Here is a 17,253-nt window from a genome sequence, read left to right as displayed (position 1 = left end):
ATCTAATATAGAGATAAAATATATTGGAGGTATTAGGGCATGGGAGTTGTTAGAAACTTTATTGATATATTAGGTATAACTCCAGAAAATGAACTACCAAGAGAAATATTAGGACAAATAATCCGAAATTCTGAAGCAGAAAAAATTCTTGTTGAAGATAATGTAGATATAAAAAATATATATCAAATTGTTATTAAGGTTGATATAAAGTCTAATAGAGTTATAGAGACTCCATTGAACAAATTAGTAGTTATAGATGTACTTAAACAAATAAAGATACTATATTATGATAAGGATGACAGGGTGGGAGTTCTAGAGCTTAAAAGTCCATATAATTTTTTTATAGATATAGAAGATAAAAAAGATGAAATAGAAAGTATAAGGATATACATTGCAGATGCTTATTTTCAACTCATTAGTAAAAAGGAATTGTATAGCAATATTGTATATATTATTGATGTACATTATTATGGTGGTAAAAAAAATACATCCTTAGATTTAAATGGACAAAATTGTGGAAATAATAAGGAAAATTATCAATATAAAGATTATATTACATTAGTAAATAGTAATGAAACAGAGGAGAAATATTTTAATGAACCCGTTAATGAATTAGTAGCATTATCAGATAGTTTATCTACAGTAAATACTAGTTTTGAAGAAAAAGAAACTAAAGAAGAGAGTGAATTAATTGATATTGATTCAGAATATTTATAGAGAGGAGATGATATTATATTATGAAAATTTGTATCGATGGATTAGGTTTAACCCATCTTAAAAAAACGGGTATAGGAGTTTATACCTATGAACTATTAAAGGGCTTATTTAGTATGTATCCTCAACCAAGCTATGAGTTATTGTGGGATAACTCTAAAGAAAAAGTTAAAATAGGAAAAAATATTAGCGTTTCATATGTAGATTTAAAGATAAATAGAAAAGAAAATGATTTACAAAATATTGAAAGTTATATTTTGAGTAATAAAGTTAATATATATCATTCTCCTAATAATGGTTTTAGTATTCCACAAAACAAAGTTTGTAATTATATTACAACAGTACATGATGTATTGCCATTAATAAACAGCAGTTATGTTGATGATAAGTATTTAAAAAAGTTTTATGATGTATTTCCAAATGCTGTGGAGAAATCTGATAAAATTATTGTAGTTTCTGAGTATATAAAGGAGATTATACAAAATAATTTTGATATACCAGAAAAAAGAATAGATGTAATTTATCCAGGTTGTTCAGATATATTCAAGCATAAGAATGAAGAAAGCTGTGAAAATATATTAAAGAGTAAATATAAAATAGAAGGTGATTATATACTTTATGCAGGAAGCATACATATAAGAAAAAATTTAGAGAAATTAATCAAAGTATTTAAAGATATCAATAGATACAGTAATAATAATTTAAAACTTGTATTAGTAGGCAATTGTAATAATAAGAGAAGACAATATTACTTAAAACTTAAAGAATTAGTAGAAACACTTAAATTAGAGGAGTTTGTAATTTTTGTAGGGAGTGTAGAATATGATGACATGCCTTATTTTTATAGTAAAGCTAAATGTGTAGTTAATTTATCAAAGTATGAGGGATTCCCATTATCTACAATAGAGGCTATGGCATGTGAAACACCAGTTGTATGTAATAAGCAAACTCTTTTTAGAAAAGTTCTTGATGAAGCAGGTATTTTAGTAGATGCAAATGATAAAGAAGATATTTTTGAAGGTGTGGTTGAAGTTATATACAATGATAGCTATAGAGAAAAGGTTTTGAGTAAACAAAGAGAACAAGTAAAGAAATATAGATGGGATAAAAACATACTAAAAACTATACAAGCTTATGAAGGATTTTATTAAATTCAATACTATAAGGTAAAATACATTTTAAAAGTAGTTTTCATGTAAAATAATTAATATGCAGACAACTTAATTTTTTTCAGTTATCTGCATATTAAAAAATTAAGATTATTTAGTTTTCTTCATCTTCAAATACGTTTAAATTTGAAACAACGCAATCTTCTTTTGTTTCACAAGGTTCATTTGAATCATTAGCATTAATTACTACTTCTCTACTGCAAACAGGATGAGAGAACCATGCTTTAATTACATAACATTTTTTATGATCCAGTGGACCAAATAAAAATTGACCACATTCGTCAGTAAAAGTATGAGTAATTGGTTTTAAAGCACATCCACAATCTTTTTTTTCTTTTTCAAATAATTTAACTACAGCATCTTTTACTGGCTTGTTTTTCCAATCTACAACTATTCCATGAATCGCAGCTCTGCATTCTTTTTTTATAGTAATGATTGCTTCAATTTCTTCGTTTGGTTTTGGACAAAATTCATATTTTGTTAAACGAGCACCCATAAAAATCCTCCTCTTAATATATATCTGTATATTCTACTAAGGAAGATTTGGATATATTCCATATTATGCATTTAATTATAATTCGAATAAATTATTAATGCAGTTAATAAATTTAATATAGAAACTATTATATTGATTTGTAAGGAGTAAACTTTATTATGGGTATTATAAGAAATCACATTGATATTGTTGGGATAACTCCAGAGGAACAATTGCCCCATAAAATACAAAATAGTCAAGTTGTAGAATATTCAGAAGTAGAAAATATATTTATTCCTAAGCATAATCCAAATATTAAAAATATATATCAGATTGTACTTGATGTAAATTTGATTTCCAAAAGAGAGGTTAATATACCTGTAGGAAGAGTAGTAGTTCTTGATGGAGTAAAGAAAATAAAGATAAATTATGCTGAAAAAGGACATTCACAGAAAGTAAATATAGTAAATTTAGAATTACCCTATAATACATTCGTAGAATTACCAGATAAAAAAGAAATTGGAAATGTAAATGTGCAAATAGTAGATGCATATTTTGAGTTAATAGATAATAGAAAGATATATAGTCATATAGTTTATTTAGTTAATGTACATTACAAGGAAGAAAGTACTTGCAAAGACAAAATTGAAAGTGTAAATAATTACGAAAAAATTCAAGAAAATTTTGAGGAAGAAGTAATTGAGGAGATAGGTATATCCAGAGAAAACGTAGACTACAAAGAAATAAAAGAAAGAAGGTTAGTTGATATTGAAGCAGAGTTTATATGAGGTGATTAAATGAATATATGTGTTGATGGAATAGGATTGAGTATGCTGCAAGGTACAAGTTTATATTCTTATACTTACGAATTTTTAAATAATTTGTTTGCAAGATATCCAGAATTAGAGTGTCAAATAATATGGGATAATCCTATATATAGTTCTCCTTTGGAGAAAATGAACAACCTATCATATTTCAACTTAAATTTAAGTAGACATAAAAATGACTATAGTAAATTAGAACAGCATATAAAAAATGAAAAAGTACAGATATACCATTCTATAAATAATGGTTTTAGTATTCCATTTAATAAAGAATGTAAAAATATTAGTACAGTTTATGATTTATTACCTATTATTAATATGGCATACACAGATAAAAAGTATTATGAAAAATTTATGACTGTATTTCCAAATGCTATAGACAAATCTGATAAGATAATAGCAGTTTCTAATTTCATAAAGAATCAAATAATTGAACAATTTAATGTTAATGAAGATAGGATAGAAGTGATATACCCAGGATGTTCAAATTATTTTCAACATATAGATTATGGACTGTGTAAGAATATATTAAAAGACAATTATAATATTACAGAAGATTTTTTACTTTATGTAGGTAGTATACATCCAAGAAAAAATTTACATACACTGTTCAAAGTTTTTAAGAGATTAAAAGAATATAATTATACAAAGAATATGAAGCTTGTAATAATAGGAAAGTATGATGGGAAAAGAGAAGAGTATTATTCTAAATTAAAAATTTTAGCTGAGTTCTTGAATATTGAGGATTCTATAATTTTTAAAGGAGCTGTTGATTATAAAAATATGCCTTATTTTTATAATGCAGCTCAGTGTTTAATAAATTTATCCGAATATGATGGTTTCTCTTTATCTGTTTTAGAGGCTATGGCTTGCAAAACTCCTGTAATATGTAATAATAATTTATTATTTAGAGAAGTAGTAGGAGATGGTGGAATTTTAGTAGATATTAATGACGAAGTATATATGAAGGATACTATATTAGAGATGTTATTGAATGATAACTATAGAAATAATGTTGCTGAAGCAGGGAAGAGGCAAAGTGAGATATATAAATGGAATACTGCTGTTGAAAAAACAGTTCATCTCTATAAAAAGGTTATAAATTAAAAATATATTTAAAATTGATTATTTATCAACAATAAATAAAAAGCATGTAGTGGTATAATGCATTATGTGCTTTTTTACTTATTGTTACATTTACTGGGAAATCAGGGAATTTTTAATTGGATATTTGTGCTATAATTAATAATTGAAAGTGTAGAAATTTCACATATTAAGTAGTAACAGAAGTAAAAGGAGAGATAAAAGTGCAATATAAAATGATATGTTTAGATATGGATGGCACACTGTTAAATGATGATAAGATAATTAGTGAAAGAAATAAAGAAGCTATAAAGAAGGCTCATGATAAAGGAGTAAAAATAGCTATATCTACTGGAAGATTATTTACTTCAGCAAAATATTATGCTGAAATTTTAGGAGTCGAGGCTCCTATAATAGCATCAAATGGTGCTTATATTAGAGAAAAAGATAAAGACGATGTTATATATGAAGCTTTATTAGGAAAAGAAAATTGCGAAAAAATATGGTCAATTATAGAGAAATATAATTTTTTCAATTGTTTTAATACATATGATACAGTTATTTCTAATAAGCCTTTTCCAAAAGAATATCCTTACTATAAATTAAATGAAGATTTACCAGAAGATAGGAAGATTAATTTAGAGGTTTCTGCTAATTTTCAAGGTGTTTTTGAAAGAGATAAAGATAAAATTGTTAAGGCTATATGTCTTAGTGAAGATTATGATAGAATAAGAAAAGCTAAGGAAGAGATAAAGGCTTTAGGAGAATTTGAAGTGGTTAGTTCAAGCCTGAATAATTTTGAAATAATGAAAAAGGGTTCTTCAAAGGGAAAAGCAGTAGAAGTATTAGCAGGATTTTATGGATTAAGTAGAGAGGAAGTAATCTGTATGGGGGATGGAGAAAATGATTTATCCATGCTGCAATATGTAGGAATGGGAATAGCAATGGGAAATGCAGAATATTATGTGAAAGATAATGCAAAGTATGTTACAGATACAAATAATAATGATGGTGTAGCAAAAGCTATTGAAAAATTTGTTTTATAAGGTTAGACTAGTTGTATAATAGTTAAATAATTTTATTGTTTCAGTGGGAATGTTTTTTACCCACTGAATTTGTTATTTTGTGTACTTTACCTTATATGTCAATTAAGGTAATATATAATGTGTGGTATTTGGATAAGGAGGAAATGAAAAATGAAAATAGATAAACCGAATTTACATATAGTTTTATTTGAACCAGAGATACCTCAAAATACAGGGAATATTGGAAGAACGTGTGTGCTAACTAATTGTAGACTACACTTAATCAAGCCGTTAGGATTTACTTTAGATGATAAAAAGGTAAAAAGAGCAGGACTAGATTACTGGCCATTATTGGATTTAGAAATACATGAATCTTTTGATGATATGTTAGAAAAGTATCCAGATGCTACAATTTACTTATCAACCACAAAAGAAAGTAAGTATCATCATGACGAAGCAAAGTATAAACAAGGAGACTTTATAGTTTTCGGAAGAGAATCTTCGGGACTTCCTGATTATATTAGAGATAGATATGTTGAAAATCGTATTAGAGTTCCAATGGTTAGTACAACAACAAGATCTTTAAATCTTTCAAATACTGTATCAATTGTGGCTTATGAAGCAATTAGACAGTTAGGCTTTCCAGGAATGAAATAAGTAAAAGGGGGGGAAGCAATGGAGAAGATTAAGATTATTACAGATAGTACAGCAGATTTAAATAGAGAAATGGTAGAAAAATATGGTTTGGATGTTATGCCCCTAATAGTTAGTTTTGGAGAAGAAAGCTATTTAGATGGGGTTGATATAGATATCCATGAATTCTTAAGAAGAATAAAAGATAGTGATATTTTGCCAGCTACTGCTCAAATTACCCCGTATAGATTTTATGAATGTTATAAAAAATATATAGATGAGGGCTATAAAATAGTTTCTATACACATTTCTTCTAAAATGAGCGGAACATATAATTCAGCTTGTATTGCAAAAGATATGATAGGTACTGACGATATAGTAGTAATAGATAGTTTGAATGTTACAGCTGGATTAGGATTACTTGCTATGAAGGCTGCAGAATTAAAAGAAAAAGGATACAATATATATGAAATCGAAGAAAAAATAAAGGAAACTATTCCACATGTAAAAAATGCTTATGCCTTTTCAAGTTTAGATAACTTAGTTAAGGGAGGAAGACTTTCCAAAGCTGCTGGAGTTATTGGAAGTTTTCTGGGGATTAAATTAATTTTAGCAGTTGTAGATGGAGAAATGGCAGTTATAGATAAGGTGAGAGGAACAAAGAAAGCAATTAAAACTATTCTAAGAGCATTAGAAACAAGTGGGTTAAATGAAGAAGAAACTAGCATATTACTTCATATAGATAATCAAGACATTCTTCCTGTGCTTAGAGATGAGTTAAATAAGAGAGAATGTAATTATATTGAGTGTGAAGTAGGATGCGTAGTAGGGACACATTCAGGACCAGATGCTTGTGGTATAGCTTATATAGAAAAATGCAATTAATTCCATACTAAAAAAGAATCAAAATTTACAAAAAACACAAATATATACTATGTTTATATTTGTGTTTTCTTTAAATATTTAAAAAGTAGGATTGTAAAAATTAATAAAATGGGGAATGTTGTAAAAAATATATATATTTATATTTTAAATCTATGATATAATATTATTAATGTACTATATGTAAAGTGGTGATAAGAGATGAAGATGGAGTTTAAGTTAAATTTAACCCAAGAACAAAAACTAATAATGACGCAGCAAATGCAATTATCTGTAAAATTACTTCAAATGTCTAATTTTGAAATTCAAACATATATAGAAAAAGAACTTCAAGAAAATCCTGTATTGGATGCGGAATATAAGAAAAATGATAATGATAAGGCACAGGATGAAATCGATTATAAGAAACTTATAAAACATCTTGAATTTGATAATTATGGACACAGTAGTTATCATAGAGATGATGAAGAAGTATCTCCTTTTAATTTTATTAGTGCTAAAAAGTCATTAAAAGAGTTTTTAAAGGAGCAAATTATAGACCTAAATGAAACAGATTATATAAAATCTATGTGTGAGTATATAGTTGAAAATATAAATCAAAGAGGATATTTAGGAACTAGCATAGAAGATATTGCAGAGGAATTGACGATTTCACAAGAATTATCACAGAGGTGCCTAGAAATTGTACAATCTCTTGAACCTACTGGAATAGGAGCTAGAGATATTAAAGAATGTTTAAAAATTCAGTTAATTGAAAAGGATTTGAAAGATGAGAATATTTTCAAAATAGTAGATGAATATCTAGAACTTTTAGCTGAGAATAAATATAATGTTATTGCAAAAAAATTAAAAATAACTGTGCAAAAAGCGCAAGAGTATGGAGATATTATAAAGACTTTAGAACCTAAACCCTCAAGAGGATTTTATACTGGGGAAGAAACAAAATATATAGTTCCAGAGGCGTATATAAAAAAGATAGATGGAGAATACCATATAATAATGAATGATGGTACTATACCAAAACTTAATATAAATGGATTATATAAGAAAATAATAAATAATGAAGATGATAAACAAACTGTAAAGTTTGTTAAAGAGAAATTAAATAGTGCTGTTTTTTTAATTAAGAGTATTAATCAAAGAGAAAACACAATATATAACATATTAGAAAAGATATTAGAAATTCAAAAGGATTATTTTGAGTTTGGTGATGAGTATTTAAAACCTATGACATTAAAAGAAATAGCAGATAATTTAGAAATACATGAATCTACTGTTAGTAGAGCCATAAGAGAGAAATATATTCATACAGATAAAGGAACAATAAAAATAAAAGACTTATTTACAACAGGTATATCAAGAGTTGATAGTATTGAAGATGTATCCACAAAGATAATCAAGAAGGAAATACAAGAAGTTATAAATAATGAGGATAAAAAGAAACCTCTTTCAGATCAAAAGATTTGTCAATTATTAAAGGAAAAAAATATTGATATTTCAAGAAGAACCATAGCCAAATATAGAGAAGAAATGGGAATAAAATCATCAAGTAAAAGAAAAAGATTTTAAAGAATATATAAAAAGAAAAGATTTTACAATCTTTTCTTTTTTATATATTCTTTTAGTAAGTTTTCAAGTTCTTTGGTATATTCTTTATCCATAGGAGGTACGTTGTTAAGTTTATAATTTATGCCTAGCTTTTCATATTTGTTAATACCAAGAGTATGATAAGGAAGCAATTCAATCTTTTCAACATTTTTTATGCCTTTTATTATTTTTCCAAGCTTTAGTATGTGCTCTTTAGAATCTGTAAGTCCAGGAACTACTACATGTCTTATCCACAGTTTAGTGTTAGAGTTGGAAAGAGCTTTTAAAAATTCATCAAGGCCTTTTTTACTTTGACCAGTTAAATTTCTATATCCTGAATCATTTGCGTGCTTTATATCTAATAAAACTAAATCTGCATATTTTAATATTTTATCGAATTTTCCAGGACCAAATCCAGAAGTATCAATGGCTGTGTGTATGCCATTTTCTTTGCATAGTTTTAAAATTTCTATTAGAAAATCTGGCTGAAGAAGTACTTCGCCACCAGAGAAGGTAACGCCTCCACCGGATTTTTCAAAGTAGGGCTTAAATCTTAGAAGTTTCTTTAACAGCTCTTTTGGAGTTATTTCAGTACCTCCTTGTAAATTCCAAGTATCAGGATTGTGACAATAAGCACATCTTAGCGGACAACCTTGGAAAAATACTACTGTTCTTATTCCAGGCCCATCGACAAGCCCCATGCTTTCAATAGAATGAATTCTTCCTTTTATCATAATATCACCTCTATAGTTTTTCGTGGAATGTTCTACTTATTACTTCTTTTTGTTGAGATTTTGATAATCTATTAAAATTAACGGCGTATCCAGAAACTCTTATTGTAAGTGTTGGATATTTTTCAGGATGTTCCATTGCATCCATTAATGTTTCTCTATTTAAAACATTTACGTTTAAGTGATGAGCATTTTGCCCAAAGTATCCATCCATTATGGCTACTAAGTTATTTATTCTTGATTCATCTTCTTTACCTAAAGCATCTGGTATTATGGAAAAGGTATTTGAAACACCATCTTCACAGCTGGAGTATGGAATTTTAGCAACTGAGTTTAGAGAAGCAAGAGCACCTTCAATATCTCTTCCGTGCATTGGGTTTGCCCCTGGTGCAAAAGGTTCTCCTTCTTTTCTTCCATCAGGTGTTGAACCTGTCTTTTTACCATAAACCACATTTGAAGTAATCGTTAATACTGATAGCGTGTGTTCAGCATTTCTATAAGTTGGATGGCTCTTAAGTTCTTTTGAGAAGGTATCTACAATTTCTACAGCGATACTGTCAGCTCTATCATCATCGTTACCGTATTTAGGAAAATCTCCTTCAATTTCAAAATCTACTGTAATACCGTCTTTCCTAATTGGTTTTACTTTAGTAAATTTGATTGCACTTAATGAGTCAGCAGCAACAGATAGTCCAGCAACACCAAATGCCATTAGTCTACCTAATTTTGTATCATGAAGTGCCATTTGAGAAGCTTCATAAGCATATTTATCATGCATAAAGTGAATTATATTCATAGTATTTACATAAAGTTCTCCAATGTATTTTAATACTTTAAAATAATTTTCTTTTACTTTTTCATAATCTAATACATCATCTGTAATAGGTTCAATGTTTGGTATAACCTTTATTCCTTTTTTCTCATCTACGCCACCATTAATTGAAAGTAATAATGCCTTTGCAAGGTTGCATCTTGCTCCAAAGAACTGCATTTGTTTTCCGACCTTCATAGCAGATACACAGCAAGCTATAGCGTAGTCATCACCATAAATAGGTCTCATTATATCATCATTTTCATATTGTATTGAGTCAGTTAAGATAGACATTTCAGCACAGAATTTTTTAAAGTTTTCTGGAAGATCTTGAGACCATAATACTGTCATATTTGGTTCAGGAGCTGATCCTAAATTTATTAATGTGTGAAGATATCTAAATGAAGTTTTTGTAACTAGTGGTATTCCATTTAAACCTACGCCACCTATAGCTTCAGTAACCCAATTTGGATCTCCAGCGAATAAATCGTTATATTCAGGTGTTCTTAAATGTCTTGCCATTCTTAATTTGATGATAAATTGATCAATTATTTCTTGAGCTTCTGCTTCAGTAATTAATCCATTCTCCAAATCCCTTTCAATATATATATCAAGGAAGGTACTTGTCCTTCCAAGAGACATTGCAGCACCATTATTTTCTTTTATACTGGCTAGATATCCAAAGTATAAGAACTGAGCAGCTTCTCTAGCATCTCCTGCCGGTTTGGATATATCAACTCCATAAGACAGAGCCATTTCTCTAATTTCATGAAGAGCTTTAATTTGTTCACTAACTTCTTCTCTTAATCTTATTAATTCATCCAGCATAGTGCCTTTTAGATTTTTTAGATCTTTTTTCTTTTCTTCAATCAAGAAGTCTATACCATAAAGAGCAATTCTTCTATAGTCTCCTATGATTCTTCCTCTACCATATGCATCTGGAAGACCAGTTATAACTCCTACTCTTCTAGCTAATCTCATTTCTTCTGTATAAGCATCAAAAACACCTTGGTTGTGAGTTTTTCTATATTTTGTGAAAATCTCATCCATTTCGTTATTTATTTTATAGTCGTAAGCTTCTAAAGCTTGCTTAGCCATTCTGATACCACCAAAAGGATTTGTAATTCTCTTTAATGGAGCATCAGTTTGAAAACCTACGATAACTTCATTTTCTTTATCTAAATATCCAGGTTTGAAGTTATTTATTCCAGAAACAGTTTCAGTATCTATATCAAGAATACCTTTTTTAACTTCTTCTAAAATAAGTTTACTAGCCTTATCCCAAACTACTTTTGTTTTATCTGTAGGTGGTGCTAAAAACTCTTTATCACCAGTGTAAACTTTATAGTTATTTTGAATAAAATCTCTTACATCAATAGTTTGTGTCCAATTACATTCTTTGAAGTTTTTCCATTGTTTTAACATATTTATACACTCCTTTAAATTATATTTGTGTGCTACAATAGTTTCGAATTGTGCTATATCAGTAAAGTATCTTTACCTGTATTGGGTAAATTATAACTATTAAACTAATGTTTAAATTCTGTATCAGTGTGTTATTTAGAACTGTTATATTCTATGGTTAAATTATATTACTTAACAATTATTATTTCTGTGATTGAAATCACATTTTAAAATTATTTTCATAAAAGATATAATTAAAAAAGAAGTTTAGCAAAATAATATGCTAAACTTCTTTTGATATATTAAGAATAAATAATGTATAGACTATTTAAGATATTTTTCTCGTATTTTTTCTAAATTAACAGTTTTTAAATCATCTGTCACTTCAATAACACCTAAAACAGTATTTTGATAGATAACAGCATATCCACCGCTCTTTTCAAAAATAGTTTCTATTTCAATGATATCCTTTTTTCCATAGAAAGTAGTTAAGGTATCTCCTGAATTAATAGAGATTATTTTATATTTAGCCTCAGGGTTATCAAAATCTTTCAAATCCAAAGTTAATTTTGTTGGTGTATTTTTATTTAATACCATTATTAATGGAGAAAATTCATAGCCTATTCCTTTTATAGTTAAAGATTGAGTACCATTTTCAATATCAGCTTTATTAATTAGCTTGTTAGTAGGTACTTTATTCAAATCATCCCCATATATACTAGGGTTAGATGGTGTAGTGTCCTCAATAGGAGAACTGCAGCAACTTCCGTCAGTAGATGCAGGAGGTAGAGAGGCATCAGATTTTGATACATCAACAGAATCAATATTATCTACTACTTTTATAACCCCTCTAATCATGCCCATCCAGCAGCTGAAATTAATGTCTCCGCTTTGTTCAGGAGTAAATTCAATTATATTTTTACCAGATTCCAATCTTTTCTCAATATTTAATGAGGGTACTACAATTTCATTGTTACAGGAAGTTAGCTGTTTGCCATCGATTATCCATTTAACAGGTATATTGCTCTGAATATAAAAAGCATTTGGTGTGTAACCTTTATAATCAGCATTCATATTTATAACTTGAACTCCATTTTCAATAACAGCTTTAGAAACATTAGCTTGTGATGAATTAGAATTTTCAGTTAAAACTCTATTATTTAGTGAAGGCAATCTAATTCCAGCTAAGGCAAGCCCCCTATTTCCCATTATTAATCCTAGAACTACCACAAGAATTCCACTGAATTTAAGCATTTTTTTGGTATATCCTTTACTTAATAGACCAGAAATTGCTCCAAAGGCTAACATAAGTGGTACAGTTCCAAGGGAGAATAAAAACATTGATACAGCTCCTTTGAATGCACTGCCTGCCCCAAGGGCATATAGTTGCATAGTTTGAAGTGGACCGCAGGGCATAAAGCCATTTAAAATACCTACTATAAATGGAGAACTTGGCTTTTTCTTAATAGAGCAAAAAGACCAAGGAAGTTTGATATTAAATCTTCTAAACAAACTAAAACCTGTTATATTAAGTCCCATAATAACCATAAAGAGTCCTGCTAAGATTTGAATACCAGCTTTAAAATTTAAAGATAGAGAAATTACAGAACCTAATGCTCCAACTATTCCACCAAGAATAGTATAAGAAAGTACTCTTCCTGCATTATATAAAATAGATGGTTTTATTGTACTTAGTTTGTTACCACTTTCTTTTGACATACTTTGAGAAAGCATTATACCTCCACACATACCTACGCAGTGTAGGGAGGTAAGTATACCTACTATAAAAATGACAAAATAAGTAGCATTACTTAGTTTTTCATTCATGTCAAATCCTTGAGTGGAATTACCTAGAAGGATAATAGCAATTGCTAGGATAAATATTCCTATTAGTTTATGGGTATTGGAGTCTTTAGTACTATAGCCAGTATTTTTTATAGAATCTTCAATTAGTTTTCTATTGCAAAGTTTAGTATCGTATTCAACAATTACATATTGTTCACTGTAGCTTACCAAAGTATTTGAAACTCCATTTAGCTTTTTTATAGTTTTTTCAACTGTTTTTTCGCAAGAGGTACAGGTCATGTTGTATACTTTAATTTTTTCTTTTTTTGTATTCATATTTTTATATTCACCTCAAAGATGTTTATTTAAATTCTTAGGTAATTATAATTAAAAAATGTGTAGATTTTATGTAATAAAATAGATTAATTATAATTTTAGATTCCAACATTAATAATTTTGAAAATAGTGTAATTAAAGTTTAAGAAAAAAGTATTTTTAGATGGCACATGATATATGGAAATATGATATATAACCTAAAAGTTGCGTTAACGATTACAATAATTTATTATTATAATAAAAAGAAGTAGAATTTATTGTGATTATATATAAATTTGGAGTGATAAATAATGAAAATAAAAAAATTTAACCAATTAAACATAAGTAAACAGCTAATATTTTCTTATATTGGGATAACAATCATTCCAATAGTTTTTCTTAGTGCAATAATATATAATTATTCAAAAAAATCTTTGGAATCAAAAGTTACTAATTCTTTTCAGATAGTAAACTCTCAGATAACTATAAATTTAGATAACTTTTTTAAGAATATAGCTAAGCTTTCTGAGACAACCTTTTATGATGAAAATATTCAAGGAATTTTATCACGAGATTACTCAAAGTTGGAGCACGGAGAATTTCAAAGAATACAAGATAATTTTAAGATAACAGATTATTACTTTAGAAATTATTTTTTAATAAATGATTATATTTATTCTTTAGATTTATATCCTACCAAAAAGGAGTTTATTTATAGTAAAGGCTATAATCAATCAATTAATTATGAGTACTCACCTAAAAATGAGGAGTGGTTTAAAAATATAATTAAGGCAGATGGAAAAGAAGTAATACTGGGAATACATCAAAATTTACAGGTTAATCCTCATGAACACTATGTGGTAAGTGTAGGAAGGTGTATAAAAAATCCTTTTAAAAATGATTTGTTAGGAGTATTTTTAATAAATATAAAAGTAGATGAATTAAAAGGATTATATGAGCAAGTCAATTTAACTCCTAACAGCCAGCAGCTAATTGTAGATGAACACAATAATATTGTTTATAGCAGTAAGAATGAAGAAATTGGACAACACATAAGTAAGGAGCTAGAGCAATATATTATGTGTGGGAGCATTATTACAGAAGGAATGCTGGGAAAAGAAAAAGCTTATATAGTAACCAACACGTCTAAATATACTGATTGGAAAGTAGTAAGTATTATTTCAACTAAAGAGCTGTTTAGTGATATTACTGCTATGAAGGATATGGTTATTTTATTTGGAATAATTTTAACAATCTTAGTAACAGTAATTTCTTTATTCATTTCAAGAGATATCTCAAAACCTATAAAGCAGTTGAGTAGTACGATGAAAAAATTTGAATATGGAAGCTTAGATGAAACTGTGGATGTATATGGAAATGAGGAAATCGTTTATCTTAGCAAAACCTATAACAAGATGTTGGGGAAAATAAAAGAATTAATAGGACAGATAAGAATTGAAGAGGAAGAAAAAAGAATTGTAGAGTTGAATGCGCTTCAGTCTAAAATAAATCCTCACTTTATGTATAACACCTTGAATGTAGTAAAGCTTATGGCTGAAATGCAGGGGGCAGATAATATAACTAAGGCACTTAATTCTTTTATTGCATTGTTAACTTTTTCAGCTAATACAGATGAAACTTTCATTTCCATAGAAGAGGAATTTGAATTTTTAGAGAAATATATAGACCTTTTAAAATTGAGGTATTACAACAGATTTTATGTTGAATATGATATAGATGAAAAAGTGTACAAGTATAAAACTATAAAGTTTTTAATACAGCCTTTTGTTGAAAATGCGGTGTTTCATGGGTTTAATAGCAAGGGAAAGACTCATTTTGTTAGAGTAGAGGCAAAATTAGAGGGAAATACAGTGATTTTTAATATAATTGACAATGGATCAGGTATGAGTGAAGAAATTATAAATAAAGCTATGACTTCAAAAATTCAAAAGAAAAAAGGGTTTAATTCTATAGGTATAAACAATATAGTTAATAGAATAAGACTGCATTTTGGAAGTGAAGATGGAGTGAAAATAGAAAGTGTTATAGGAGAAGGTACTAGAGTCAGAATTAAAATTCCAGCAATTATTGAGGAAAGGAGAAAACTATAAAATGAGAGTTTTGATTGTAGATGATGAAGCTTTTTTCAGAGTTAGTTTTAAGTCTTTAATTCATTGGAATGAATATGGTATTGAAATTGTTGGCGAAGCAGAAGATGGACAAGAAGCTCGGCAGATGATAGAGGATTTGAAGCCTGATATTGTATTTTTAGATATAACTATGCCAAATCTTAATGGAATTGAAGTTTTAAAGATATTAGAAGGTAAAGATGAGATTTCAAAAGTTATAGTATTAAGCAGTTATAATGATTTTGAGTATGTAAGAGAAGCTATGAAGTTAGGTGCTTTAGATTATATTCACAAACCAAGTATTTCACAGGATTCTGTTATAACTGCTCTTATGAATGCTAAGAAAAAATTAGAAGATGAGAAGAAAAAAAGAAAAGAATATAACAATTTAAGAACTGAAGTGGAAAAAAATAAATCTAATTTAAAGGAGCTATTTTTAAAGGAATTAACATATGGTAGCTATAAAAAAAAGGAGGAAATTGGAGAGAAAATATCAGAATTAGATGTTAAGATAAAAGATATAAATATGAATTTTTTTGTTGTAACTATAGATAGGTATAAAGAAGTAAAAGCAAGATATAAAAATAATAATACTCACATATTAAGTTTAGCTTTTAAAAATATTATGAAAGAAGTATTTAGAGATGAAGAAGAAATTGAGTTTTTAGTATATATTGAGAATTTATATGTGATTATGAAGTCCTACTCTAAGATTAGAAGTAGGCATGATATTAATAGATATAACAATTTGGTGTCTAATAATATAAAGGATGCTCTAAAACAATTTCTTAATATTGAAGCAACTATAGGGATAAGTAATCTGCATAATAATTTTATGGAGGTGCAAGAGTGTTTTAGTGAGTCATTAGAGGCAAATAAGCTTAAATTCTTTTTAGGGCATGGAAATATTATATATTTTAATGATTTAAATTTAAAAACTGTTAAAGATGAACCTAATTTTTTAAATGTTTTAGGTAAGATAAGACAACTAATTAATGAGGAAAAGTTAGAGGAGATTAAAAATCACTTAACTGAGTTTTTAAAGGAACTTAAAGATAGGAAGTTTTATGAAGAAAATAAAACAAGAGATTTATTTAAAAATATATATTATTTATTGAGAGCAAAATTTAATCAACTGCAGTATGAAAATCCTTGCATAGAAGGTAATTTTATTTCTATAGAAGAGATACTTGAAGGAGAAAATATAATAGACATAAACAAAATTTTCTTTGAAGTCATTGATAAGTTAAAGGAATATACAAATATAAAAAATAATTTTAATATAAAAAATAATAAAATCAAAAAGGCAGTAGAGTATATAAATTCAAATTATGATAAAGATTTATCTTTGACTAATATTGCAGAGGAGATTGGACTAAATAAAAGTTATCTAAGTAGAAGATTTAAGGAAGAAGTTGGAATGCCATTAATGCAGTATATTAATAAGTGCAGAATTAAAAAGGCAATTAAATACCTTAATAATACTGAACTAAAAAATTATGAAATTGCAGAACTTGTTGGATATCAAAGTGTTGAATATTTTAATACAACTTTCAAGAAAATTACAGGTAAATCACCTAGTGAAGTTAAAGATAATTTATAACGAAAAGTCCTTATAGGGCTTTTTTATTATGCATGTAAAAATATTTTAAGAGAATGTAAAAATAATTAATTTAATGTTAATTT

14 protein-coding genes are annotated in these 17,253 nt (G+C 27.7%); 10 read left to right on the top strand and 4 right to left on the bottom strand.

The features are described 5' to 3' along the window. The first annotated feature begins 39 nt into the window (after positions 1 to 39). Positions 40 to 717 carry a hypothetical protein gene (locus OXH55_RS02605; RefSeq protein WP_268047912.1) on the top strand — a complete coding sequence of 226 codons (678 nt, stop codon included), beginning with the start codon at positions 40 to 42 and terminating at the stop codon, positions 715 to 717. A 20-nt stretch (positions 718 to 737) separates the two neighbouring features. Next, entirely contained in the window at positions 738 to 1,865 is a 1,128-nt protein-coding gene (locus OXH55_RS02600; protein ID WP_268047911.1) for a glycosyltransferase family 4 protein, read from the top strand. 112 nt (positions 1,866 to 1,977) lie between these two features. On the opposite strand, the gene OXH55_RS02595 is transcribed toward OXH55_RS02600, so the two are convergent. Further along, on the bottom strand, positions 1,978 to 2,379 hold the full coding sequence (locus tag OXH55_RS02595; RefSeq protein ID WP_268047910.1) for a hypothetical protein: 402 nt from the start codon (positions 2,377 to 2,379) through the stop codon (positions 1,978 to 1,980). 158 nt (positions 2,380 to 2,537) lie between these two features. On the opposite strand from OXH55_RS02595, the gene OXH55_RS02590 reads away from it, so the two are divergent. The 6 genes from OXH55_RS02590 to rpoN all read left to right on the top strand — a co-directional run bounded on the left by OXH55_RS02590 (position 2,538) and on the right by rpoN (position 8,374). Further along, the gene (locus OXH55_RS02590; protein WP_268047909.1) at positions 2,538 to 3,146 is read left to right on the top strand and encodes a hypothetical protein; all 609 of its coding nucleotides are present in this window, start codon (positions 2,538 to 2,540) and stop codon (positions 3,144 to 3,146) included. Positions 3,147 to 3,155: 9 nt separating this feature from the next. Beyond that, positions 3,156 to 4,289 (top strand): glycosyltransferase family 4 protein, encoded by a 1,134-nt coding sequence (locus tag OXH55_RS02585; RefSeq protein WP_268047908.1) that lies wholly within the window; start codon positions 3,156 to 3,158, stop codon positions 4,287 to 4,289. Positions 4,290 to 4,489: 200 nt separating this feature from the next. Next, a complete protein-coding gene (locus OXH55_RS02580) occupies positions 4,490 to 5,311 on the top strand; it encodes a Cof-type HAD-IIB family hydrolase (protein ID WP_268047907.1) in 822 nt (273 codons plus the stop codon). A 150-nt stretch (positions 5,312 to 5,461) separates the two neighbouring features. Then, positions 5,462 to 5,947, top strand: a complete 486-nt coding sequence (locus OXH55_RS02575; protein ID WP_268047906.1) for a tRNA (cytidine(34)-2'-O)-methyltransferase — start codon at positions 5,462 to 5,464, stop codon at positions 5,945 to 5,947. Between the two features lie 18 nt (positions 5,948 to 5,965). After that, on the top strand, positions 5,966 to 6,808 hold the full coding sequence (locus OXH55_RS02570; RefSeq protein ID WP_268047905.1) for a DegV family protein: 843 nt from the start codon (positions 5,966 to 5,968) through the stop codon (positions 6,806 to 6,808). Between the two features lie 204 nt (positions 6,809 to 7,012). Next, on the top strand, positions 7,013 to 8,374 hold the full coding sequence (rpoN, locus tag OXH55_RS02565) for an RNA polymerase factor sigma-54 (RefSeq protein WP_268049008.1): 1,362 nt from the start codon (positions 7,013 to 7,015) through the stop codon (positions 8,372 to 8,374). A gap of 23 nt (positions 8,375 to 8,397) precedes the next feature. On the opposite strand, the gene pflA is transcribed toward rpoN, so the two are convergent. From pflA to OXH55_RS02550, 3 genes are all read right to left on the bottom strand, one after another. Beyond that, positions 8,398 to 9,126, bottom strand: coding sequence for a pyruvate formate-lyase-activating protein (gene pflA, locus OXH55_RS02560; protein ID WP_268047904.1), 729 nt, complete (start codon positions 9,124 to 9,126; stop codon positions 8,398 to 8,400). A 10-nt stretch (positions 9,127 to 9,136) separates the two neighbouring features. Further along, on the bottom strand, positions 9,137 to 11,359 hold the full coding sequence (gene pflB, locus OXH55_RS02555; RefSeq protein ID WP_268047903.1) for a formate C-acetyltransferase: 2,223 nt from the start codon (positions 11,357 to 11,359) through the stop codon (positions 9,137 to 9,139). Positions 11,360 to 11,662: 303 nt separating this feature from the next. Next, positions 11,663 to 13,459 carry an urease accessory protein UreH domain-containing protein gene (locus tag OXH55_RS02550; protein ID WP_268047902.1) on the bottom strand — a complete coding sequence of 599 codons (1,797 nt, stop codon included), beginning with the start codon at positions 13,457 to 13,459 and terminating at the stop codon, positions 11,663 to 11,665. Between the two features lie 290 nt (positions 13,460 to 13,749). Here OXH55_RS02550 and OXH55_RS02545 point away from each other — a divergent pair, with 290 nt between their 5' ends. Next, a complete protein-coding gene (locus OXH55_RS02545) occupies positions 13,750 to 15,549 on the top strand; it encodes a cache domain-containing sensor histidine kinase (protein WP_268047901.1) in 1,800 nt (599 codons plus the stop codon). A gap of 1 nt (position 15,550) precedes the next feature. After that, entirely contained in the window at positions 15,551 to 17,170 is a 1,620-nt protein-coding gene (locus OXH55_RS02540) for a response regulator transcription factor (protein ID WP_268047900.1), read from the top strand. The last annotated feature ends 83 nt before the right edge of the window (positions 17,171 to 17,253 follow it).

The organism is Clostridium ganghwense (assembly GCF_026735165.1).
In the GTDB taxonomy this organism is placed as follows: domain Bacteria; phylum Bacillota; class Clostridia; order Clostridiales; family Clostridiaceae; genus Clostridium_H; species Clostridium_H ganghwense.
The sequence above is the reverse complement of the archived record's forward strand: the minus strand, read 5'-3'. Positions and strand labels throughout refer to the sequence as shown.

Bases quoted from the DNA above. Each gene is read 5' to 3' on its own strand.
- OXH55_RS02605 (WP_268047912.1), top strand. From the start codon at position 40: ATGGGAGTTGTTAGAAACTTTATTGATATATTAGGTATAACTCCAGAA.
- OXH55_RS02600 (WP_268047911.1), top strand. From the start codon at position 738: ATGAAAATTTGTATCGATGGATTAGGTTTAACCCATCTTAAAAAAACG.
- OXH55_RS02595 (WP_268047910.1), bottom strand. From the start codon at position 2,379: ATGGGTGCTCGTTTAACAAAATATGAATTTTGTCCAAAACCAAACGAA.
- OXH55_RS02590 (WP_268047909.1), top strand. From the start codon at position 2,538: ATGGGTATTATAAGAAATCACATTGATATTGTTGGGATAACTCCAGAG.
- OXH55_RS02585 (WP_268047908.1), top strand. From the start codon at position 3,156: ATGAATATATGTGTTGATGGAATAGGATTGAGTATGCTGCAAGGTACA.
- OXH55_RS02575 (WP_268047906.1), top strand. From the start codon at position 5,462: ATGAAAATAGATAAACCGAATTTACATATAGTTTTATTTGAACCAGAG.
- OXH55_RS02570 (WP_268047905.1), top strand. From the start codon at position 5,966: ATGGAGAAGATTAAGATTATTACAGATAGTACAGCAGATTTAAATAGA.
- rpoN (WP_268049008.1), top strand. From the start codon at position 7,013: ATGGAGTTTAAGTTAAATTTAACCCAAGAACAAAAACTAATAATGACG.
- pflA (WP_268047904.1), bottom strand. From the start codon at position 9,126: ATGATAAAAGGAAGAATTCATTCTATTGAAAGCATGGGGCTTGTCGAT.
- pflB (WP_268047903.1), bottom strand. From the start codon at position 11,359: ATGTTAAAACAATGGAAAAACTTCAAAGAATGTAATTGGACACAAACT.
- OXH55_RS02550 (WP_268047902.1), bottom strand. From the start codon at position 13,459: ATGAATACAAAAAAAGAAAAAATTAAAGTATACAACATGACCTGTACC.
- OXH55_RS02545 (WP_268047901.1), top strand. From the start codon at position 13,750: ATGAAAATAAAAAAATTTAACCAATTAAACATAAGTAAACAGCTAATA.
- OXH55_RS02540 (WP_268047900.1), top strand. From the start codon at position 15,551: ATGAGAGTTTTGATTGTAGATGATGAAGCTTTTTTCAGAGTTAGTTTT.